The sequence below is a fragment of the Calothrix sp. CCY 0018 genome, from assembly GCF_963920925.1.
Lineage (GTDB): Bacteria > Cyanobacteriota > Cyanobacteriia > Cyanobacteriales > Nostocaceae > Rivularia.
Genome location: NZ_CAWUDI010000014.1, coordinates 24702 through 47314, shown reverse-complemented (window position 1 = coordinate 47314; position 22613 = coordinate 24702). Strand labels below are relative to the sequence as shown.

Annotated in this window: 23 protein-coding genes and 3 pseudogenes; 13 read left to right on the top strand and 13 right to left on the bottom strand. The window is 38.1% G+C overall.

Features of this window, described 5'->3' with window-relative positions:
• Positions 1 to 409 precede the first annotated feature (409 nt).
• Entirely contained in the window at positions 410 to 610 is a 201-nt protein-coding gene (locus tag ACM03V_RS12345) for a hypothetical protein (protein ID WP_414621075.1), read from the top strand.
• Here ACM03V_RS12345 and ACM03V_RS12340 read toward each other — a convergent pair.
• Both ACM03V_RS12340 and ACM03V_RS12335 read right to left on the bottom strand, forming a co-directional pair.
• Positions 573 to 1214 carry a hypothetical protein gene (locus ACM03V_RS12340; protein WP_414621074.1) on the bottom strand — a complete coding sequence of 214 codons (642 nt, stop codon included), beginning with the start codon at positions 1212 to 1214 and terminating at the stop codon, positions 573 to 575. The two genes, ACM03V_RS12345 and ACM03V_RS12340, sit on opposite strands and share 38 nt — an antisense overlap.
• Positions 1215 to 2021: 807 nt before the next feature.
• Positions 2022 to 3011, bottom strand: a complete 990-nt coding sequence (locus ACM03V_RS12335) for a phosphotransferase enzyme family protein (protein WP_414621073.1) — start codon at positions 3009 to 3011, stop codon at positions 2022 to 2024.
• A 134-nt stretch (positions 3012 to 3145) separates the two neighbouring features.
• Between ACM03V_RS12335 and ACM03V_RS12330 the strand changes: the two genes are divergently transcribed.
• Positions 3146 to 3691, top strand: a complete 546-nt coding sequence (locus ACM03V_RS12330; protein WP_414621072.1) for a TRAP transporter small permease subunit — start codon at positions 3146 to 3148, stop codon at positions 3689 to 3691.
• A 16-nt stretch (positions 3692 to 3707) separates the two neighbouring features.
• Positions 3708 to 5054, top strand: coding sequence for a TRAP transporter large permease (locus ACM03V_RS12325; protein WP_414621164.1), 1347 nt, complete (start codon positions 3708 to 3710; stop codon positions 5052 to 5054).
• Positions 5055 to 5134: 80 nt separating this feature from the next.
• Here ACM03V_RS12325 and ACM03V_RS12320 read toward each other — a convergent pair whose 3' ends face one another.
• On the bottom strand, positions 5135 to 5638 hold the full coding sequence (locus ACM03V_RS12320; RefSeq protein ID WP_414621071.1) for a GNAT family N-acetyltransferase: 504 nt from the start codon (positions 5636 to 5638) through the stop codon (positions 5135 to 5137).
• 28 nt (positions 5639 to 5666) lie between these two features.
• Positions 5667 to 5912 carry a hypothetical protein gene (locus tag ACM03V_RS12315; protein ID WP_414621070.1) on the bottom strand — a complete coding sequence of 82 codons (246 nt, stop codon included), beginning with the start codon at positions 5910 to 5912 and terminating at the stop codon, positions 5667 to 5669.
• Between the two features lie 45 nt (positions 5913 to 5957).
• Between ACM03V_RS12315 and ACM03V_RS12310 the strand changes: the two are divergent.
• Positions 5958 to 6266, top strand: a pseudogene (locus ACM03V_RS12310) (HigA family addiction module antitoxin).
• Positions 6267 to 6377: 111 nt separating this feature from the next.
• On the opposite strand, the gene ACM03V_RS12305 reads toward ACM03V_RS12310, so the two are convergent.
• Positions 6378 to 6977: a DUF4126 domain-containing protein gene (locus tag ACM03V_RS12305; RefSeq protein ID WP_414621069.1), complete on the bottom strand. Its 600-nt coding sequence runs from the start codon at positions 6975 to 6977 to the stop codon at positions 6378 to 6380.
• Positions 6978 to 7195: 218 nt separating this feature from the next.
• Between ACM03V_RS12305 and arfB the strand changes: the two genes are divergently transcribed.
• The 4 genes from arfB (at position 7196) to ACM03V_RS12285 (ending at position 8757) form a co-directional block, all read left to right on the top strand.
• Complete coding sequence (gene arfB / locus ACM03V_RS12300; RefSeq protein WP_414621068.1) at positions 7196 to 7609, top strand: alternative ribosome rescue aminoacyl-tRNA hydrolase ArfB; 414 nt, start codon at positions 7196 to 7198, stop codon at positions 7607 to 7609.
• A 70-nt stretch (positions 7610 to 7679) separates the two neighbouring features.
• Positions 7680 to 7901 (top strand): addiction module protein, encoded by a 222-nt coding sequence (locus ACM03V_RS12295; RefSeq protein ID WP_414621067.1) that lies wholly within the window; start codon positions 7680 to 7682, stop codon positions 7899 to 7901.
• Between the two features lie 51 nt (positions 7902 to 7952).
• Positions 7953 to 8198, top strand: coding sequence for a type II toxin-antitoxin system RelE/ParE family toxin (locus ACM03V_RS12290; RefSeq protein ID WP_414621163.1), 246 nt, complete (start codon positions 7953 to 7955; stop codon positions 8196 to 8198).
• Between the two features lie 232 nt (positions 8199 to 8430).
• Positions 8431 to 8757, top strand: coding sequence for a hypothetical protein (locus tag ACM03V_RS12285; RefSeq protein ID WP_414621066.1), 327 nt, complete (start codon positions 8431 to 8433; stop codon positions 8755 to 8757).
• 38 nt (positions 8758 to 8795) lie between these two features.
• Here the strand turns inward: ACM03V_RS12285 and ACM03V_RS12280 are convergent.
• From ACM03V_RS12280 to ACM03V_RS12250, 7 genes and pseudogenes are all read right to left on the bottom strand, one after another.
• Positions 8796 to 9538 (bottom strand): annotated as a pseudogene (locus ACM03V_RS12280) (Uma2 family endonuclease).
• Between the two features lie 115 nt (positions 9539 to 9653).
• Entirely contained in the window at positions 9654 to 10556 is a 903-nt protein-coding gene (locus ACM03V_RS12275; protein WP_414621065.1) for a pirin family protein, read from the bottom strand.
• 204 nt (positions 10557 to 10760) lie between these two features.
• A complete protein-coding gene (locus ACM03V_RS12270; RefSeq protein ID WP_414621064.1) occupies positions 10761 to 12938 on the bottom strand; it encodes a hypothetical protein in 2178 nt (725 codons plus the stop codon).
• Between the two features lie 199 nt (positions 12939 to 13137).
• Entirely contained in the window at positions 13138 to 13902 is a 765-nt protein-coding gene (locus ACM03V_RS12265; protein WP_414621063.1) for a Uma2 family endonuclease, read from the bottom strand.
• Between the two features lie 68 nt (positions 13903 to 13970).
• The gene (locus ACM03V_RS12260; protein ID WP_414621062.1) at positions 13971 to 14504 is read right to left on the bottom strand and encodes a GNAT family N-acetyltransferase; all 534 of its coding nucleotides are present in this window, start codon (positions 14502 to 14504) and stop codon (positions 13971 to 13973) included.
• A 145-nt stretch (positions 14505 to 14649) separates the two neighbouring features.
• Positions 14650 to 14991, bottom strand: a complete 342-nt coding sequence (locus ACM03V_RS12255; protein ID WP_414621061.1) for a 2Fe-2S iron-sulfur cluster-binding protein — start codon at positions 14989 to 14991, stop codon at positions 14650 to 14652.
• A 63-nt stretch (positions 14992 to 15054) separates the two neighbouring features.
• Positions 15055 to 15462 carry a hypothetical protein gene (locus ACM03V_RS12250; protein ID WP_414621060.1) on the bottom strand — a complete coding sequence of 136 codons (408 nt, stop codon included), beginning with the start codon at positions 15460 to 15462 and terminating at the stop codon, positions 15055 to 15057.
• A gap of 271 nt (positions 15463 to 15733) precedes the next feature.
• On the opposite strand from ACM03V_RS12250, the pseudogene ACM03V_RS12245 reads away from it, so the two are divergent.
• Positions 15734 to 16102: pseudogene (locus tag ACM03V_RS12245) on the top strand (DUF2809 domain-containing protein).
• A gap of 17 nt (positions 16103 to 16119) precedes the next feature.
• Here ACM03V_RS12245 and ACM03V_RS12240 read toward each other — a convergent pair.
• A complete protein-coding gene (locus ACM03V_RS12240; RefSeq protein WP_414621059.1) occupies positions 16120 to 16695 on the bottom strand; it encodes a TetR/AcrR family transcriptional regulator in 576 nt (191 codons plus the stop codon).
• 50 nt (positions 16696 to 16745) lie between these two features.
• Here ACM03V_RS12240 and ACM03V_RS12235 point away from each other — a divergent pair, with 50 nt between their 5' ends.
• The 4 genes from ACM03V_RS12235 (at position 16746) to ACM03V_RS12220 (ending at position 22547) form a co-directional block, all read left to right on the top strand.
• On the top strand, positions 16746 to 16985 hold the full coding sequence (locus tag ACM03V_RS12235; RefSeq protein ID WP_414621058.1) for a hypothetical protein: 240 nt from the start codon (positions 16746 to 16748) through the stop codon (positions 16983 to 16985).
• A 9-nt stretch (positions 16986 to 16994) separates the two neighbouring features.
• A complete protein-coding gene (locus ACM03V_RS12230; protein ID WP_414621057.1) occupies positions 16995 to 17234 on the top strand; it encodes a hypothetical protein in 240 nt (79 codons plus the stop codon).
• A 927-nt stretch (positions 17235 to 18161) separates the two neighbouring features.
• Positions 18162 to 18731, top strand: a complete 570-nt coding sequence (locus tag ACM03V_RS12225; RefSeq protein WP_414621056.1) for a peptidoglycan-binding domain-containing protein — start codon at positions 18162 to 18164, stop codon at positions 18729 to 18731.
• Positions 18732 to 19352: 621 nt separating this feature from the next.
• On the top strand, positions 19353 to 22547 hold the full coding sequence (locus tag ACM03V_RS12220) for an Ig-like domain-containing protein (RefSeq protein WP_414621055.1): 3195 nt from the start codon (positions 19353 to 19355) through the stop codon (positions 22545 to 22547).
• The last annotated feature ends 66 nt before the right edge of the window (positions 22548 to 22613 follow it).

Here is a 22613-nt window from a genome sequence, read left to right as displayed (position 1 = left end):
ATGAATAAAATCGCTTCAATACTCCATCACAATGAAGATGAAATATGTTTTAAAGTTGATTATGTAGAAGTTTTTAAAAACCTTTTGCCCTTACAAAGTTGTTTTAAACAGTTAGAAAAAAAATGAATTCGTCATTAATTGCTTTTAGTCACGAAGATTATTTTCAAGTTGTCGAACAATCTAAGAGGGTGTTTGTAAAATAATTCTTTCATTAGGGTGTGTTATGGCTACCTTCGTATTTGAAACTTCGAGTCAATCAGGATTTGCCATAACGCACCAAGCCCTCTTATGGTGCTGCCTTACCGATTCAATATTATCATAAAAATCCGATTTAATCGTAGGTCTAACACACCCTACAAGAATTTTATTTTTTATTTATAAACACGCTCTAACAAAAATATTCTGGAAGATGCGCGCTCATTTATATTCCCTTGTAAACGTCGTGCATCAAGCTTTTGCAGAGTATCGTCCTTTAATTATAACTCAGTACGGCTATCTGGATGGCGATCGCGATCCGGTTTTGCTCAACATATCAATTTACCAATTACCAATTACCCATTACCAATTCCCCCTTACTTTTTCTGCGGAATCCGCAATCTCTCCTTCATAAAATAAACCTCCGTCACACTTCCTAAAACATCTTGCTCATCACTTCCTACATTCACCAAAATATGAGCGGGATTGATTTTCGGTAAGGGAGTGGGATGTTCGAGAGTAATTTTATTGTTGATAGATATCTTATTACCTTCTTCCTTCCACTTTCTAATCGAGTAAACGGTAGCATCGCCATTCTTATAACAGAGTCTACCAAAAGCCAAACCCTTAGCACCCTCCGGGACTTCGAGTAAATAAAAATAATCCGGACTCAACCATTCTCCCAAACTCTTACCATCTCCCCCCTTACCAAGAAATTTAATTGCCGATTGGGGAACTTTTGACCATCTTTTTCCGTCTAAAGCTTCCGGAAATATTACTACTGGAACTACAGGCTTAGATTTAAAAGACACTTGTCGATAAAACGTTCCTTCCCGCTCTTTCAGTCCGTTTTTATCGTATTTTTCCGGCTTTACTTGAGTTAGCTGTGTACTTTTACCGCATAATTCAGCGCGTTTAGCCTTTTGGGCTTGATTATCGGTGAATAACTTCAAACTAGTTCCAATTACTGCGACTAATGTCGTTAATAATAATGCCTTAAATATTAAGCCAGATTTCATTTACCGATACAAGTATAGTAGTTATAAGTACGTTATAGCTCGATCGCTCCGGTTCCATACAAGTATGTTTCAATACTTCCATATTTTTTGTTAACTATTCAAGTGCTGAGGGTGGTAGGCGATCGCACTAATTCAAAATACTTCGTTTTCCTCGTTCACTGTAGGTGCGGCTCAATCTGGAGACATAGCAGTGCGGAAGTCTCTACATCTCATCTGGCAGAAATTAATCAAATTTTAAATTGAACTATTTGCAGCATTTTTTACAAATCATATTTATATAAACCCAGCTTTTTCTCAATATAAATACTATTTTTTTGTTTTCAGAGTAAAATACAATACTGAAAATATAGCGTATCGCGAACAAAATTATTTACTGCAATTCCGAGAAATACAGCTTTGATTAATATCGGTTTTTTTCAGTTAAAATACGGTTGAAATATTTTTATTACTATCTAAAACACTTTAGATACTGAGAAAAAGCAACAATTCGACATCTGAACGCCAAAAAAATTCCGTATTTTGCTATAAGAATTAACAAAAGTACATTTAACTTAAGATATTACTAGCTACTAATGAGAATACTGTCAATAAACTTACGAAATTAGGTTGTTTTTTTTATGTTATCTAAGTCACTTTTAATGTAAAATATTTTTTGGATATAATCTGTTTGGACGTATTTTAGTTACTTTACAAAGATAATTTTAAGAGGTGAGTGAAAACGAAAATAGTAAATTAAATTATAAAATTAAGTTACAATTATTTTTGTTTTGAAGTGATTTGATGAAAAGCAGCGTTTGGAAAACTATCTTAAATAATATCAAGCAAAAAAGACTCACCTTGAAGAAATTTAGGAATGTGTTTTTGAGCTACATATTTAACGGTATTTGAAAGCCATTCATGTTCCTTTGGATTGTTGGCATGAAAAGCGAAAACCTCTATAGATGCCATGATAGAAAATCCTTCTGTTATTTGTAGATAATTATCGGGTAAATTACGAATAGTTTGATAACCTGCAAAAAATGAGCTTCTGATTTGGGGAAGGAAATGATCGATAGATTGAGCAAGATCGTAAAGGTAATATCCAAAGCCGCAGCGAGAAAAATCAATTGGTCGAATTTGTTGGTTGTCAAATAGATAGTTGCTTTCATGTAAGTCAGCGTGAATTAATCCCCAATGTTGCGATCGCCCCAAAGTTTTCATTGTGGTTTCAATATAATGGGTAGCTGTTGTAAGTAGCTCGTAATGCTCTGCTGAAATTAAGTTATTAGATACTGCTGGGTAAAGTGCTTCAAGTGCTGCATGGAGACGATTTTCATCATATGTTGGACGGATAAAATTTTGTGGTAACTTCCACTGACTGCTGTGTTGATGTAGTTGAGCGATGATTAAGCCGAGTTGATGAGCTTGTTGTGATGTTCTTCGAGTTTCGGAAATATTGCCATCAATCCAACGTAGCAACGAGCAACAAAATATATCTTTATTATCTGCTAAAACTTGAGTTACCCATTCACCTTGTTGATTTTGGATTGGTTTTTGGACTACAACATTAATATTGCGATCGCGATGCAAAGCAGCAAGCCATAAAAGTTCTGATTCGATAATATCTGGTTGTTGCCATATATCATCTTGTGACGCGGAAACTGGTTGATGAATGCGGAGGAGGAATTTTTCTGCTGCTGCTTCTACACAAAAGGTAACGTTTTCGCTATGACCTAGAAATTGAATTTTTTCATCAGCTAGATCGTATTGATTAAGTGCAGCTTTAGCAATTGATTTATAAGCGTAAATTTGTGTCATTGTTGTGGGAAAGAGAGTAGGGAGTAGGAAATTGATAATTGATAATTGATAATTGATAATTGATAACTGATTAACATAACTCTTCCCCCTTGAGATGTAAACTACTTTTACGAAGGTTGATAAAGGATGGGGCTTTGGAAAAACTATTAAAAATATCGCGAATCATTGATGCTTTGAACGAAATTATCGGTAAAATTACCAGTTGGCTTGTATTAGTATTGGTAGTTGTGGGTGGATGGAATGTTGTCGGCAGATATCTAGGACGCTTAATTGGCACTAATTTGAGTTCCAATGCTTATATTGAAGCTCAATGGTATATTTTCGATTTAATATTTTTCTTTGCTGCTGCTTATGCACTCAAATATAACGAACACGTGCGGGTTGATGTATTCTACAGTAAATGGAATCCCCGCCGTCAAGCACTTATAGAAATTTTAGGTACTCTACTCTTTTTAATTCCTTTTTGCGGTTTAGTTATCTTCTATTCGTGGGAGACTATTGTTAATTCCTGGTCAATTTTAGAAAATTCTCCAGATCCAGATGGTTTACCAAGATATCCGATCAAAACTACGATAATTATCTCTTTTGCTCTGCTGATATTGCAGGGAATTTCTCAAATTATCAAAAACGTAGCTATTTTAAAAGGTTTACAACCCCAGGAGGAAAGCGGTGATTATTGATTGGTTAGGGCCATTAATGTTTGCTGGTGCTTTGGCTTTATTATCCTTGGGTTATCCGGTAGCATTTTCTTTGGGTGGGGTTTCGATTCTTTTCGCTTTGATTGGAAGTGCATTAGGAATTATCGATCTGCAATTATTCGGTTTAATGCCACTGCGAATTTTCGATATCATGAAGAACTATACCCTATTAGCAATACCCTACTTTATCTTCATGGGTTCGATGCTGGAAAAAACGGGTATCGCCGAACGACTTTTGGAAACGATGGGAATTCTCCTCGGAAGAATACGGGGTGGTTTGGCTTTGGCTGTGATAATTGTTGGCGCTTTATTGGCAGCAACTACCGGAGTTGTAGCAGCGACAGTAGTTGCAATGGGTTTGATATCTTTACCAATTATGTTGCGTTACGGTTACGATAAAAAATTGGCAACTGGGGTGATTGCCGCATCGGGTACCTTGGGACAAATAATTCCCCCATCGGTAGTATTGATAGTACTTGCAGATCAATTAGGGATATCGGTAGGAGATTTATTTATTGGTTCGATAATTCCCGGTTTGATGATGGCGGGTGCTTTTGCTTTATACGTGTTGATAATCGCATTCTTAAAACCAGAAATTGCTCCACCATTGCCTCCCGAAGTTAGAAATATTGGTGTTTCGGCTTTAATAGCGAAGATTTTTCAGGTAATGTTACCGCCGTTGATTTTAATATTATTAGTATTAGGAAGCATCTTTTTTGGATTTGCAACACCCACCGAAGCGGGAGCAGTAGGTTGTGTAGCAACAATAATTCTTGCTGCTGTATATGGCAAACTGACGTTAACAACCTTGAGTCAAGTTTGTAACGCGACTATGCGAATTACCAGCATGGTGATGTTTATATTAATTGGTTCAACTGCCTTTGCCTTGGTGTTTAAAGGATTGAATGGTGGCATTTTTATGGAGAATGTTTTAAGTAATATTCCCGGCGGACAAGTAGGATTTATGATAGTGAGTATGACAGTAGTATTGCTGTTAGGCTTCTTTATCGACTTTTTCGAGATTGCCTTTATTGTCGTACCATTGTTTGTTCCAGTAGCGCAACAGTTTGGCATTGATTTGATTTGGTACGGGGTTGTTTTAGGAGCGAATTTACAAACTTCGTTTTTAACACCTCCCTTTGGTTTCGCTTTATTTTATTTACGCAGTGTCACACCCGAAGAAGTGAGTACGGTAGATATTTATAAGGGTGTGATTCCGTTTATTTTGATTCAGTTATTGGTATTGGGATTGATTATTGTATTTCCGGGGATTGTCAATTTCTTACCTTCCTTGATGAAGCCAGTGCCGATTGAAGTAGTGAGTTCGTTCGTAGTTGCGCTTTAGCGCCTCCGGATTCCAGATGCGAGTACAACGCGCTACTACAAACCCGTCAAGGTTTAAGAGCCGATTAATTAAGAGTTAAATTATTCGTTTGACTGCTTCCAATCTGCTCTATTCAAACGATAAACAAAGCAGTCATCATCACCAAACCATCGGTGCTCAATAAATTGAAAACCAAGACGTTTGTAAAAGCGGTGAGCGCGGGTATTACTGGCAAGTGGATCGATCAATATAGCCGTTACAGCAGCATCTGCAAAACATCGCTCAATTGCCATCTGCATCATTTTCGTTCCATATCCTTTACCTAAATCAGTTTCTTCCCCAATCCAGATGTCAATAGCGCGAAGATTAGCTGGTACATCACCCCAATAATGGCTATCCTCCCGTGCCGGATCGATAATCTGGATAAATCCAATGGGGCGATGACCAATTTGGGCAATCAATTGTTCTCTCCAATCAGGGGTGCGTTGAAGTTCTACTTCCCAGCCCCAGTCATCGTTAGGATCGGATAAAATTACATGAGGTTGCTCATCCCAGTGTTGCAGCAATTCTAAATCATCGTAAGTAGCAAAGCGCAAGTTAATCATCAGGTTGCCTATAATTAAACACTTTTACTCACACATCCTTAATTCCATCCCAAATCTCAGCAGCAGGAATAGTTTTTCCGCTCATAGCTTCACTCCAAGCTTGACGAAAATTCTCTTTAATTACCTCTAATGGTGTATCATCTTCATCTATTTCCACCTCTTCCCGAATCAAGACAATCACTTCAACTTGACTATTTTTATCTGTAGTTATCGGATTATCTAAAGTAAGTTGTCTATCTTCATCAATATTTCCCATCATTTTTATTGCTTTCATTATTTCTCCCAATCATTATCTTAAAAATACTTTGATATTATCCTTATGAACAACCGCTTACCAAACATCCACCCTGGTGAAATCTGACAGCTAGAATTTCTCCAACCAATGAACATTAGCGCTTACCGTTTGAGTAAAGATATAGATGTAACTCAAACAAGAATTAGCGAAATCTTATCTGGAAAACGCAGCATTACAGCCGATACAGCTTTGCGTTTATCACGTTATTTCGGTAATAGCGCTCAATTTTGACTCAATTTACAAACACAATACGATTTACGTCAAGCTATTAATGAAAATGCTCAAATTTACAATCAAATTGCTTTAATTAGGTTTAATCAAGTTGGAAATTAAATTAAATAAGTCGGCGCAAACAAAACGGCGCTATGTAACGAAAGGTAAAAAGCTCGAAATGACTGGGATTGCTTCCTCGTACCTCGTCGCAATGACAAAGCATAACTATATTTAATCCACAACATCTCTCATCTTCCGTCTACGCTTTCTCTTGGCAATAAACTTGAGAATACGACGAATACCGTAAATTAGCAGAAAAATAACCAGCAGCGTTGATAAAATAGGTAAAGTAATTGCCAAAATCGAGATAACAATAGAAGAAATCGCTTCGACAAATCCAATAATTGGACTACCCATACCAGCCGTTGATACAGATGCAGCTAACCTGGTGACAGATGTGGTTAATTCCACAGTTTCCGCAGTAGCTCCCCCAACAATAACCGTCAAAATCCACCAAAGAGTAGGATCGAAATCTCCAGCCATTGATAAAGTGGATGCAGTCATAAACATTCCAGCTATGGGAGCAACAGCTATTTCGATAGAATCAAGAGAATTGCTCACCCAAGGAATAAAGTAAGCAAATACTTCAACTGTTGCAGCAACACTTAAAATAGTAATTGCGTTTTGAGTTGCCAACCATTGCCACTCAGAAGAAAGAGTAAGCATTCCACCATGAGCAGCCATACTCAGCGCTAAAGGTGGAATAAACACTCGAAACCCACAAGCAGCGCTCAAACCAATACCCAAACACAATGCCGCAATAATATTCATGCTGCTGCTACCGATATTTTCATGTATTGTAGTGATTCAACCGATGAATTGAGCAATTACAGTTGAATCATCTTATTTTTAACTTAACTTTTAACAGATATTGCAAATCTAGTATTTCGCTAACTCAAAATTGCCCGATGAGTTAGGAGTTAGGAATTATTTATTCTCGCTATTACCAATTACCCATTACCCATTACCCATTACCTATTTTTGAATAAATGCAAATCTCTAAAAACGTAATTATTCCCGACAGCGAAATAGAAATCAGCGCAATTCGTTCTCAAGGTGCTGGCGGACAAAATGTAAATAAAGTTGCTACTGCTATTCATTTACGCTTTGATATTCAAGCTTCTTCGCTACCAGATTATTATAAAAATCGACTTTTGAAATTAAAAGATAAACGGATTACCCAAGATGGGATTATTGTAATCAAATCTCAAAAATACAGAAGTCAGTTACAAAACCGAGAAGATGCGGCTTCTAGATTAAAACACTTGATTAAAACTGCGATGCTAGTTAAAAAGAAACGTAGAGCTACTAAACCTACAAAGAATTCGCAAAAAAGGCGTGTTGATAATAAGAGAAAGAGGAGTCAGGTTAAAAATAATCGGAAGAAGGTTGTTGATGAGTAGATTTTGGGTTGAGGTTTCTGTGACTATGTTACCCTTTTAAATATAAATAAGTATTCAACTGCTTGAAGAAATGGATATCACAGCGACCTTAAACGAAATAAACGCTTTAAAAGTTGAAGATAGAATTCCTCTAGTACAAGCAATCTGGGATAGTATTGCAGCCGAAGAAGCATATCCCGAACTCTCAGAGGAGCATAAGCAAGAACTTGATAATCGAATTGCTGAAAGTGAAGCGAATGCTGATAATGTAATGACATGGGAAGATGTTAGAGATTCTATCGGCAAAAGATGAATTATGTATTGGTATTTCGTCCGCAAGTTCGCGATGAATTAGACGAAGCGTATAATTAATTGGTATGAAAATCAGCAATCGGGGCTTGGTGAAGATTTTTTAGATTGCATTGATGAAAAACTAAATGCTATTTGCTTGCTTCCGGAATCGTATCCTGTTGTTTACCGCGATGTGAGACGAGCAGTTGTGAAACGTTTTCCCTATGCAGTGTATTACAGAATTGTATCAAGTAGAATAATTGTTACGGCAGTTTTTCATAGTAGTAAAAATCCCAAAGGATGGCAGAAGCGAAATTGATAATTTTCTTAATTTAGATGTTAAATTATTTGGTTTAGAAGCAGGGTATGAATTAGACAGTCTTTCTCAATCGGTTCTAGAAACTGTCAATATATATGTAAACTACTAATAATAAATATTAGTTTCACTAAAAACAATGACCGCTATACTTAAGATATCATTTTCCTGCTACTTAATTACAGCCATTGTCTCTATTATATTTGGGATTATTTATCTAACCCGCTCGGAATTCATGCCTTATCATGCAGTAGCATTAGAAAGAGAATGGACGGAATTAGATATAAGAATGCAAACTTTAATATTGGCATTAATGCGAGTTGCTGGAGGTGGCTTTCTTGCAACTGGTATGGTAGTGATTTTATTAATGTATTTATATATAAAAACAACGGAAGAATGGATAATTTTTATCATTCCAACTATAGGTTTTGTGACTTCATTATCTTCACTTTATGCGACACTTCTTGTGAAAAATCGGACACCAGGATTACCTCCGGTTAACTTAACTTTACTATCGATAGATTTGATGTTAACCGGGTTTATTTTGTCGCTCGGCGCTTGAATTTTTGCTACTGCTATGAATTTATTTATGAAAATTAACTAAGGCTCAATCCCAGCATCTCTCAATCGTTGCTCCAATTCTTCCAACCGCTTCAAAGTATTTTCCTTCGCTTCTCTTTCCTGCTCTTTAGCTTCTCTTTCTTGCTCAACTAACTCAGTTCCCATAACAGCAAATTACCTGCTTCATCCCACCACCTTAACCAGTAACCTTCGCGATTTTCTCGTCTTCCCTGCCAAACCCCGATAAATAGCTGCATCTCATCCAACCAGTAACAATTATTTTCCGAAGGCGATCGCAAATCATATTTACCCGATTCATCCAATTGATGCACTTCCAAACAACCGCTTTCCGGCTCAAAAATAATATAGTTAGGGATTTGCAAAATTTGCTCGTAATAAAACCACTTTCCGGGGGGATAGGTGCGTTTGCTAGAATATTCCGTTCCTTCCGCATCCGAAAGAAATTCCATTACCACAACTGGAATATCACCTTGTAAATTGGGGGTATAGCTGCGTTTAACTTCTTCTCTAGCCACGTTTATTTGCGGCACGTAAGCCCAATCGGGAGCTTTTACGATAACTTTGTCATTTACAGTGGCGCAAATGCCGTAATTCGTCGTAATCAAAGCAGTGGACGGTAATCTACCAGCTAATTCTAAACTTTCAGTAAGTGCCGCAGCAATAGGTGGTTGATTGACATTATCCACAGGTTCATCGTCTAAAATGAAATCTTCGGGTAATAATTCCCAAGTAATATTATAGGGACGAACGGTAGCAATCATGGTAACTGCAAGCGAAGGGATTGAATTCTAGTATAGCGATATTAGTTAGTTGTTAGTCGCTAAGAATAATTTTCTACCCCCTCTCCTCACTCTACCCCCTCTACCCCCTCTCTCCCTAAGAAAGCGCTTGCGGCCGACTATACTCAGTAATATCATCAGATGGCAACGGAATAAATTCGTCTTCTCCAGGTACTTTACTAAACTTTCCTTCCTTCCAATCTTGTTTTGCTTGCTCAATTCTTTCGGGGCTACTGGAAACCAAGTTCCACCATTTGTAGCGATCGCCTACTGGTTCTCCACCGAAAACTATACATCTTGCTTCTGTATTTGCACGGATTTTAATTTCACTACCGGAATTCAATACCGCTAGCTGATGTTGTTTTAAAGATTCTCCATCAATGCTCAAACCGGAAGTAATGCTGTAAACTGCTCTTTCGCTATACAAATCGGGTAATACAAACTCTGTATTCGGCTGTAGCTGCACGTCTAAGTAAAACATCGGCGAAACAGTTTCAACTTTGGAAGCACGATTGAAAGCTTCTCCCACAACTAAGGTTATCGTCACACCATTTTCATTCCAAACGGGTAAATTATCTTTTGGATAATGACGAAACCAAGGTTCGGTTTCTTCGTGTTCGTTGGGGAGAGCAACCCAAATTTGAATTGCGTGTAAAGTTGCTTCGCGATTTCTAAAGCTATCGGGGGAGCGTTCGGAATGTACAATACCCTTACCCGCACTCATCCAGTTAACAGCACCGGGTTGAATTTCTTGAACCGTACCGACACTATCACGATGCAGTATTTCCCCTGACAATAAATAAGTTACAGTTGCCAAATTTATGTGAGGATGAGGTCTTACATCTACACCTTTACCAGCAGGAAACACGGCAGGCCCCAAATGATCGAAAAAAATGAAAGGGCCAACCATTTGACGCTTATCGTGAGGAAGACAGCGACGAGCTTCAAAACCGCCTAAATCTTTGAGGTGAGGTTGGATAATTTGACTGATGCTAGACATACAATTCCTGTGGTAGATGCTTCAAATAAATATTACTAAATAAAACGTACATAAAAAAAAATTTATGGTTGTTTCGCGATCGCACCTGATGTATCCAATTCGTATATTACAGGAGCATTTTGTTTAACATCCACAGCTACGTTCCAATAAGTTCCCCGACTTGAATCAATTTGTTCTGCACTTAAAATATAAAGGCAAAATTAATTACAACAAACTTTTTTCGTAGCAATCTATATTTTGCTGGATTTCTTGCCAAGAAAGACCATAAGGTGTCGGATTTGGAATCTTTTTCATCAACTGACGAGCAGCATCAATGCGTCCGGCTTTTGCATAAAATTCCGCAGTTGAAATCATAAGATAAAGGTTAGGTTCCTTTTGGTTATTAATATATTTTGCAACTAGATCGAGGATTTTAATTGCTTCTAGGGGACGATCGCGATCGAGGTAAGCTTTGATAAGTAGGGATGTTGGATCTATAAATCTTAACTGTTCTTTGTAAACATCTCGTAAATCAAACGCTTGTTGAGCGATGGATAAGTTACCAGTCTCTAAGGCAACAGATACCCAACTATCAATGTGCAAGTTTTGATAAATTTCACTATCTCTAGGAATTTCCTGCAAGGTTTTCCAGGCTGCTTCAACTTGGTTGGCATCCAAAAACTGTTGCGAGATCGACAACAGCATATTGTTAGCAGTAACGGTAGGCAAGGATGAAGCCCATTTGACAGCGGTTTGACGAGATTTTTCCGCAGCGGCAGTTTCTCCAGCATTGGTATAAGCGCGGGCAATTGCTGCGTAAGCTTGAGCGCGGGTATCTACTTCTTTGATACTTGATGACAAGTTTGAAGCTCGATCGAATATCATAGTAGCTTGAGTTTTTTGTCCGCTTTTTGCAAATACTGTAGCAACCTTTGCCAATGTATCAATGGCAGAAGAATAATCTGGGCTTCGACGCGGAATTTTTTGGGCAATAGAGACAGCTTTATCAGCTTGCTGCTGTTCGGCATAAGCGATCGCTAAAGATTGGAGCAATTCAATGCGGCGATCGGGGTTTTTCGATCGTTGAACAAAGGGTGCGATCGCATCTAAGGCATTGATTTGAGCCGCAAAGTTAATCGGTGGTTCAATTTTTGTGAATGCGTTCCCGGCAAGCAGTTGCTCAAAGGCTGTTTTAGCTTCTGGGAGATAGCCATTCTTAATCGCTGCCATGAGAACGGTTTCAAGATCCACATTTTTAGATACTGCAAGCTGTACAAATTGCGCGATCGCTCTTTGGGCTTTTTGAGGTTGGTTGCGTCGGCGATATTCACCCGCAGATCGTAATAAATATTTTTCGCGCAGATCGATGATTCCAACACCCTCAAGCGTCGGCAGCCCTACGAAAAGGCGATCGGGATTGCCTCCAGCTTTTAAGTAGCCGGACAAAAAGCGATCGACAAAAAGCGCACGAGCTAACGGATAAAATCCTTCTTTAAAAAGTTTGTCAGCAATAGCTGGTTGTTTAGCGCGATCGTAAGCAGCAACTAAGCGCCCGTAGGAAGCATCATCATCGGGAGGAAATCCTTTGAGATAAACACTGGCTCGTGAGGGTTGATTGAGTTGCAGGTACAAACGGATTAAGTTTGGGGAATTGAGGTCTTTTGTGGGTGTAGCTTTGGCAACGCGATCGGCTTCTAAGAGCGCTAGTTGCAATTGATTGGTGTCGGCATAAGCGCGAGCTAAAGATAAAGTTGGAGTGTTTAAGAGTGCGGCTTTAATTTTGGGTAACTGTGGGGCAATAGCTTTGGACAGTCCAAGCTCCACAACTGCATCAAGGAGCTTGGTTAATTGAACGGTACGGGCTTGCACATTGGTAGATTTTAATGCCAAACCGATCGCACGGTTGAGAAGAAGGGCAGCGCGATCGGTGCGTTCTAACTGTTGATAATAATCTGCTAATCTGCCAGTTAACAGCGCCCTTTCCATACGCGATGGCAATCGTTCAATCCGATTTGCCAATTGGTCAAAAATAGCAATGAGTTGAGGTTTCTGGCTGTTGGGTAATATTTTCAGCAATTCATTCATTTGAGCCGCTCTTCCGATGTCAGCCCCACCTGGATCTGGCTTTTCTGTCAGCCACAGGATTAACCTTTCCTGCACGGCTAAATCTAAGGAACTGGGCGATAGTGCGATCGCTTCAAGTTCGTTTAGCTGGCGTGCCACTGGATCGGTTGCAACAAATTCTGATAAAGGCTTTACCGGATACCAGTTGAGATTGTAGCGATCGTTCTCTAATATAGTTTGGCAGGTTTGATTGGGGACTTGTGCTTGTACCAATGTTAAGGGTAACAAAGCAGCAAGCGAATAACTGAAAATCGGAACTACTTTAAACAAAGGGTGCATTTAAGCCTGACTTTATATAGGTATAAAATCGATTATCACCATAAATTATTTAGTGATAATACGTAAGCTCTGCATCATACCGAAGATAATCAGCCATGTCCGGATAAAGTAGCGGTTATTAACTTACAAAATTTTCAGTTTTTTTTGTAAAGTATTATACGTTTATGTTTAAGTAGTAAAGCAGGTAAAGTCAAAGTAACTAAGGTTCAATCCCAGCATCACGCAATCGTTGTTCTAATTCTTCTAACCGCTTCAAAGCAGCTTCTTTGGCTTCTCTTTCTCGTTCTTTAGCTTGTCTTTCTTGTTCTTTAGCTTCCCGCTCTTGCAAAACTAACTCAGTTCCCCATAGCAACAAATTACCCGCCTCATCCCACCAACGCAACCAGTAACCCTCGCGGTTTTCTCGTCTTCCTTGCCACACTCCGATAAATAACTGCATCTCATTCAACCAATAACGGTTATTTTCATCGGGGGGACACAAATCATATTTACCTGATTCATCCAATTGATGCACTTCCAAAGATCCGCTTTCTGGTTCAAAAATAATATAGTTGGGTATTTGCAGAATTTGCTCGTAATAAAACCATTTTCCAGGGGGATAGGTGCGTTTACTCGAATATTCTGTCCCTTCTGCATCCGAAAGAAATTCCATTACTACAACTGGAATCTCACCCTGTAAATAAGGGGTGTAGCTGCGTTTGACTTCCTCTCTAGCTACGTTGATTTGCAACACGTAAGCCCAATCGGGAGCTTTTACGATAACTTTTTCATTAACGGTAGCGCAGATGCCGTAATTCGTCGTAGCTAGAGCAGTAGACGGCAATCTTCCCGCTAATTCTAAACTTTCAGTAAGTGCTGCTGCGATCGGCGGTTGATTGACATTATCCACAGGTTCATCGTCTAAAATGAAGTCTTCGGGTAATAATTCCCAAGTAATATTATAGGGATGAACGGTAGCAACCATAGTAGCTCTAAGGAAAGGGTTTAATTCTAGTATAGCGAAATCGTTGTTAGTATGAATTTACTTAATTATCAATCACTTTTTAACAATCCCCAACAAAGAACATCAAATAAACCATTTCGAGTTTTGGTATGTTGTCTCAAACATCCTTCTAATGTAAATTTATTCTTTTCTAAAACTCTTGCTGAAGCTTTATTAAAATCAAGAGTATGAGCGGTAAGACGAGTTACTTCCAGATTATTAAATGCATATTCAATAAAAACACCGAGCGCATCACTTATTAAACCTTTACCTCTATAAGCTGGTGCTAACCAATAACCAACTTCTGCTCGATGTGTTCCTGCTATATCTAAGTCATCCACACCCATTGAACCAATTAAATAACCATTCGGATTGCGAAGCGCGAAAGATATTTCCTTTGCATTCCGATGAAAAAAATCTATGCGTCGCTGTATCCACCAAACTGCCATAGATTCGGTATAAGGGTACGGCATAAGTGGAATTGTATCTGAGATAGTTTTATCATTAAGATGCTCTAGATAAGCAGCTTTATCATTTTGACGAATACTGCTCAAATAGAAACCATCACGAACCTTGAGTTTCATTTCACCAGATTAAAAGTTGATAAATCAAATAATAAATCAAATAATAAATTAAATATCTAATTCAATTCAACATTTAAAACAAAAACATCCGTTGTTAAAATTTAAAATCTAATATTCTTAACTCCTAACTCCTAACTCCTAACTCCTAACTCTTTGAGCTACTCCATACCACCTCAGAACCTTGTCCCCAGAAGCCATCATACTTAGTAACGCGAACATCTCCTAAAACTTTAGTTTGACAAGATAAACGGCGTAAGCTATTACCAGAATGAGGAGGAAGCCCCAATCTTGCTTTCTCTTTCCAACTAGCTTCTGATACTTCCCCTTCTACTCCAACAGCACAAGTACCGCAAGTGCCAAGCCCCCTACAATTAATGGTTTTTGCGTTGCCGTTATAAACGTCAATATTGTTATCTAATAAGACTTGACGCAGATTGCTACCGGATTCGCATTCAAAAGTTTTCCCTTGAGCAGTTACTGTAGGCATTGGTAAATGTCCCCTGACTAAAAAAAATTACAAATTAATACCCATCATAGAGTAAACGATTAGTTATGGGATAGGGATACCGTTATTATTGCACTCTACAATTATTACAGTATATTTCTGCTGCAAGGTTTCAAGTTCTTTTCTTCTTTGCTGTAAAATTTCTTGATTGAATCCCGCACCTCCACATGATTGAAGGCGATCGCTAAAGACGATTTCTGTACCTTTTGCATCTACAAGCCGATTATTTGGGCAACTTGCTTGTAATTCTCTGAGTTTGTCAGATATAGTAACTGTTTTCAAATTGTTACCAGAATCTTCTGCCACAATAACATCTGTTAGCTGTCTTGATTTCGGTAAGCAGGTGTTTAGGGTTGATCGATCTCGACGACAAGCACCGACAAGAGGTAGCGATATAAATACAATTACCAATATCTTTAATACGAATCCAGTTTTACTGCTAAAATTTTTCATCTTACTTGTAGCCTTAACACAATGTACTAACTATTTTTCCGTAATTTCAGTAGTAGGTTCAAAAGAATACAGCTACAGCATATTTAATTAAAGTGAGGTGTATTTGGACGGGCAGGGATGCCCCGCCCCGCAGTCGCTACAACGGGGGGAACCCCCGCAACGCGCTGCTCTCCATCCCACAAGAGATTTCTAATTGATGGCTGTACCTCATTTATCTGCAAAGTGCTGTATCTTCAAATTATTAAAAAATTAATTAAGTCTATAAAATACTATGTTTCGCTTCCACAAAAAATATTTTTACTTGACGCTGATACTCTTTTCTATCGAGGTATTTATTGCTGTGTTTATCAATGACAACTTTATACGCCCTTTTATCGGAGATGTTTTAATAGTTATTCTAATTTATTGCTTTATCAAGGCTTTCTGCAATATCAATTCATTCATCACGGCTTTATCAGTTTTTGCATTTGCTTGTATCGTCTAAATTCTCCAATATTTTAATCTGGTAAATCAATTGGGATTGCAAAACAATAAGATTGCTACTGTAATTATCGGTAATACATTTGATTGGAAAGATATTTTTGCTTATGCAATAGGTACTCTAATAATCATTATTTTGGAGCATATAAAAAATAAGTAACTGATAACTGCTCACTGTTAACTGATAACGGCTTCTACTGCACGACGAACATATTCTTCCCAAGATTCAGATGTCGGTGGAAATATCAACCCATAAAGCATCATTCCACTCATTACATCAAATACAAAATTGGCATCTAAATCTACTCGAATTTCATTTCTAATTTTCGCTCTCTTAATTACCACAGCAAAAGCTTCTCTTCTTGGCTGCAAATATTTTTCAGCATAAATCCGAGCAAATTCAGAATTACTTGATGCACTACCAATAATCGTAGCTACAGCTTGTCTTCCTAAAGGATTGAAAGTAATTTTTGCGGCATTTTCAATCAAAGCATCAATATCACCCCAAAAATTCCCCGTATCTGGAATTACAACTTCTTCCCTAATGCTTTCAATTGCATCGGCAACTAATTCTTCTTTTCCCTTGTAGCGTCGATAAATCGTGCTTTTCCCAACTTTTGCATTTTGGGCGATCGCCTCAATGCTCATCCGCTCGTATCCCACTTCTGCAAGCAATTCCAAGGTTGCTTTCAATATAGCTTGATGCGATATCAAACTTCTAGGTCTTCCTTGCGATTTATTGTCTTTATTCATAAATATGATTATAACTTACGAAACGCTACTGTATCGAAAATAAGAACAAAATGAAAAAACGTCCTAACTACACGAATAAAAATAGCACTCAAACAGTTAAAGAGGGATTAGAAGAATACTATAAAATTAATTACGATTTAACCAATCCAAATACACAACCAGATGATTTCGGTAAAATCCTGTTAGCTCACGATGTCGGACATATTATATATGGCTGCGACATCGATATGTACGACGAATTAAAACTGCTACCTTTATCTTGGTGGACGAGCGAATGTACTTTTCAATAATATCTGAAAATGCGAAAAAATCCCGCTGTTGATGTAATGTACGAGGATTTAATTAAGCGTCACGGTGTAATTTGGCTGTATTTATCAATTTTTACAGTTTTACCCAGATTGCTTCCAGAATTGATTTTAATTTACTTTAAAACTCGTAATCGTAGTGATAGAGTTCCCTTTCTAGAATTTGAATCATTGCTGAATCGTCCGCTTCTAGATATTCGTCAGGAATTCGGAATTTTAGATTTGATCAAATAGGTAAAATTGAAGAGAAACTAATATAGTAAGAAAAGAAAATAAAGTAATGGTAGATGTCTTTTGAAAAGTTGATTAATCTGACTGACAACTAACTATGCAGCAAAAAAAATCGCATTTTGTTAGTTTTTATCTATACTATCAGTAAAGGAAGATTCAGTATAAAAGTTGCGATTTACACCTAAATTTCCGTATAGTTTTGCTTGTTTAGGCGATCGCTAGTTGCTTGATGCTCTGAAATATTTAGCTTTGTAGAAAAATTCGCAGTGGCGATCGTATGTCTACATCCAAATCATACCTCGATTCGGAAAAGGTATTTTGTCGTTTTTTGAGAAACCTATACTTCTAACCAAACTTTCGGCTAGTTTCTCAGAGCTTGAAAAAGGGATATTAGGAATAACAGCCAAGAGGTTATAGATCAAACAGTATCATGAATTTCCCAATTATTGCAGCAGGTACTCGAAGCATCTTTGCATTGCTAAGTGGGTATGCAAAATTATTTGTGTCATTGCGTTAGCGCAGCGTGTCCGATAGGACATACGACAGCGTTAGCGCAGCGTCTCCCGAAGGGAGACGCTGCGCTAACGTTTCACTCCGTTCCACTCGCAATGACAAATGTACAATTAATTTTGCCTAAGTACTTACAGGTTTTTTTTAGCTGGGTTAGTTGTTTCTGCACGATTTAAAGATAAAGTCGGGATTGGAGATGGAGGAAATGGAAATTTAATTGAAAATGCGCCGATTTTATTGATTTTACTAACTCTTTTGGAACTTAACGGTATTAATGAGACTACAGTAGCTATTTTGGGTGGAATTATCATTTGAGAAAAATCTGACATTTTTAGACTTGTGCCTCCGGAATAAGTACATTCAATAGTGGTATTAATTATGCACTTACTCAAATATGGAATATTAAAAATGCAATTAACTATGAACACCACTTCTGTATTGCTTAAAAAAGGTTCAAAAGGTACAGAAGTAACTAAGCTGCAAGAAGCTTTGAAAAAGCTGAATTTCGATCCAGGTATTATTGACGGTATTTTTGGCTCAAAAACCGAGTCAGCTGTGATTAATTTTCAAAAATCCCAACAACTAATTGCCGATGGCATTGTGGGAGAGAAAACTTGGTCTAAATTAAATGCAGCATTACAAGAAAGCAATCCACGTTCTAATTTTCGAGTAGTTAACGTACAAGAGTTTATCACTTCTAATCGAATTAAAGATTTTAACCCAAAATCCGTAGCTGTACAATTGTTTAGCAGTGTAGAGGAAGGAGAAGGAAGACGCTCGGAGGAAATTTCACTTACCTATCCAACTGGAGAAACGGCTGTAATCGTACACACCATAGTAGGTTTGGCTGATGATTCAGTGAATGGAATACGAAATCGCCTCGAATTAAAATGCAACCAAAATAAATGGGAAATTATCTGGGTAGGCATGCAAACCAAGTGTCACCAAAATCGAGGACATCAAAACTGGGCTGACGGTGTTTGCTCTTAATCGAGTTTTTTAATCTTTTTCGAGACATCATTATTTGGTTGGGTATAGGGATATCGGATTATTGTGAGGATGAGGTTCAGTTTGTATTCCGCTATAAACCCGGTTTCTATTCGTGAAAGCATGAATGAATCTTTATGCAACCGACAAGAAACCGGGTTTATGATATTGCCCCAAGATGTAAATAAGTCGGCACTTCAGAGAATTTATTCTACTAAAAACGAATTTTAATTAGTATTTATAGCAGTTCTTTATCTTGAATAAACTGATAATTTATTGCTGCTTCATAGAAAAATAATATGGCTTTAGTTTAAATACATAGAGACAAAAAATATACATAATCTTCATGAAAAGGCTATATAACGAATTGATTAATGTTGTTATAATCACTGATGTTATTATCTGCATCTAATCAAAGATTTATGTTTAGCTTTCGTGCATTGACAATTGTTGTTAATTTGCTGGGGAGGCTCTGATATTTCTACCTTTAAAAAATTTAACTAATTATTTTTTAGTTAACTTTAGAGGTTGAAATTCCGATTAGCTCCGATAAATTTAATTGCCGATTCGACATTTGAGCCTGAGAAACGTTAGCACTCAACTATTTTTTATTTGCAAAGTACTATGGATCGAAATACTATCAAAATAATGACTTTAGGAGATTCCATTACTCAAGCGGAGAATGGACAGAATTCTTACAGAAAAGAACTTTGGGAACAATTAACTGTAGCTGGATATAACGTTGATTTTGTCGGTTCTGAAAATAGAAATAAAGATAATAATAACTTTGAAGATAGAAGTTTCGATCCCGATCATGAAGGTCATTGGGGATGGCGAATAGATGAAATAATCAATGGTAGAGGTGGAGAAGGTAAACTATCAGATTGGTTGACTGGTTATACTCCAGACGTGGTTTTAATCCACCTTGGCAGTAATGATGCTATTCAAAATAATTCTGCCATCACTTCTGTAGAGGAACTTAATCAAGTTATAGATATCCTCAGACAAGATAACGAAGACGTGACTATTTTTCTGAGTCAACTTATTCCAGCAGTTGATGGGGGTTTCAATAGTAGAATACAAGATTTAAATAACCGAATTCCCGGAATAGTTGCAGATAAAAATCAAGCTAATTCCCCTGTTATCTTAGTCGATCAAAGCTCTGGATTTAATGCCAGTACAGATACTTATGATGGGGTGCATCCCAACGATACAGGTGAAGCCAAGATGGCTCAAAAGTGGTTTAACGCTCTGAAAGATTATTTAGATCCTGTTGATGTTAATCCTCCACAAAATAAACCCCAGGCTATAGATGATAGTGTCACGACTAATGAAGATGCCCTTCTGAGCATAAATGTCTTGGCAAATGACAGCGATGAAGATGGAGATAATTTAACTGTTAGCTCGGTAAACTCCGGAAATAAGGGAACTACGGCAATTGTTGATAATCAAATTGTCTATACTCCGGCAGCTAACTTTAATGGAATACACAGTTTCAGCTACGAAATAAACGATGGCAATGGTGGAACTGACACAGCTACAGTTACCGTTAACGTTGTTCCTGTAAACGATTTACCCGTAGCTAAAAACGATACTGCCACTACTAATAGCGATACAGGTGTAAGCATCAATGTTTTAGCAAATGACAGCGATGTCGATGGGGATAACTTAACTATTGCTTCAATTACACCAGGGAGTAATGGAAATACAACAATTATCGACTCGGAGATTGTTTATATTCCCGAATCTAACTTCACTGGAGAAGATAGTTTTACCTACTCTGTAGATGACGGTAAGGGTGGCACAGATACAGCACAAGTCAGCGTCAAAGTTATAGATTCCGGTTCTAATAATAACCCTAGCGCTAGAGTAAGCACCGGTTTGCTGGCTCTCTACAACTTTGATGAAGGCAGCGGCAATACAGTATTTGATGTATCTGGAGTTGGTACAGCCTTAAATTTAGAGATAAATAATCCAGCCAGAGTTAATTGGGGAGACGGAGTACTTAACTTAAATTCTCCAAGTTTAATAGCCTCCGTTCAAACCGCCGATAAATTAATTGATGGTATCACTGCAACTCAAGAAATTACTCTGGAAGCTTGGGTAACTCCAGGCAACACCAGTCAAAATGGCCCTGCTAGAATAGCCACACTTTCAAGCAATACTGCCAACCGTAACTTTACATTAGGGCAAGCCGGGGATGATTATAACGTCCGCTTGCGTACTACCACAACTGGTAACAACGGCGTAGGAACAAGCGTTTCTTCCCAGGGAGGATTGCTGAAAACACAACTCACCCATGTAATTTACACCCGTGAAGCTGATGGTGATGCTTTCCTCTACATTGATAACAATTTAGTTGCCAGTGAAACAATCGGCGGAAACTTCTCAAACTGGGATGACAGCTATCGCCTTGGTTTAGGAAACGAATTTAACGGCTCGCGCCCTTGGTTGGGAAGTTTAGATTTATTCGCTGTTTACAATCAAGCCTTTGATGCAACCGAAGTAGAACAGAATTTCTTAGCAGGTGCATTATACTCTCCATCTCCCGCAACTCCACCTCCAGCAGGTAATATACCAGTTGCAGTCAATGACAGCATCGTTATTGATGAAGATACGCAGATAAACATAAATGTGTTGGCAAACGATCGCGATGAAGATGGAGATAATTTAACTGTTAGCTCGGTAAATCCTGGAAATAACGGAGCTACGGCAATTGTTGATAATCAAATTGTCTATACTCCCGCAGCTAACTTTAATGGAATAGATAGTTTCAGCTACGAAATAAACGACGGTAACGGTGGAATTGACACAGCTACAGTTTCCGTTAACGTTGAAGGTGTGAATGACTTACCATTCGTTCAAAATGATACTGCTACTACTAACGAAGATACACCTTGGAGTATAAATGTCTTAGCAAATGACAGCGATGTCGATGGGGATAATTTAACTGTTAGCTCGGTAAATCCCGGAAATAATGGAACTACAGAAATTATTGATAATCAAATTATCTACACACCCGAAGCGAACTTTATTGGAGAAGATAGTTTTACCTACTCTGTAGATGACGGTAACGGTGGAACAGATACAGCAGAAGTCAGCGTAAAAGTTACACAATCCAATTCTAATTCTAATTCTGGCGAGCGGGTAAATGCAGGATTGCTCGCTCTCTACAACTTTGACGAAGGCAGTGGCGACACTGTATTTGATGTTTCCGGAGTTGGCACAGCTTTAAATCTGGAAATAGATAATCTAACCGGAGTAAGTTGGGGAGATGGAGTACTCAACGTAAATTCTCCCAGCTTAATTGCTTCCAATCGAGCAGCCGATAAATTAATTGATGGTATAACTGCCACTCAAGAAATTACTCTGGAAGCTTGGGTAACTCCAGGCAACACCAGCCAAAATGGACCTGCAAGAATAGCCACACTTTCAACCGATATTGGCAACCGTAACTTTACATTAGGGCAAGCAGGTGATGATTATAACGTCCGCTTGCGTACTACCACCACTGGTAATAATGGCGTAGGAACAACCGTTTCTTCCCAGGGAGGATTGCTGAATACACAACTCACCCATGTTGTTTACACCCGTTCATCAGATGGGGAAGCTTCTCTCTACATTGATAATAATTTAGTAGCCAGTGAAACCATTGATGGAGATTTCTCAAACTGGGATGAAAATTATCGTCTTGGCTTAGGAAACGAATTTAACGGCGATCGCCCTTGGTTGGGAAGCTTAGATATGTTTGCCGTCTACAATCAAGCCTTTGACGCAAGCGAAGTAGAACAGAATTTTCTGGTAGGTTCTGATTTTTAATTAGATTGTAGAGACGCGAAATATCACGTCTTAATAGTCAATTGTATTAATTTTGACGGGTTCGTT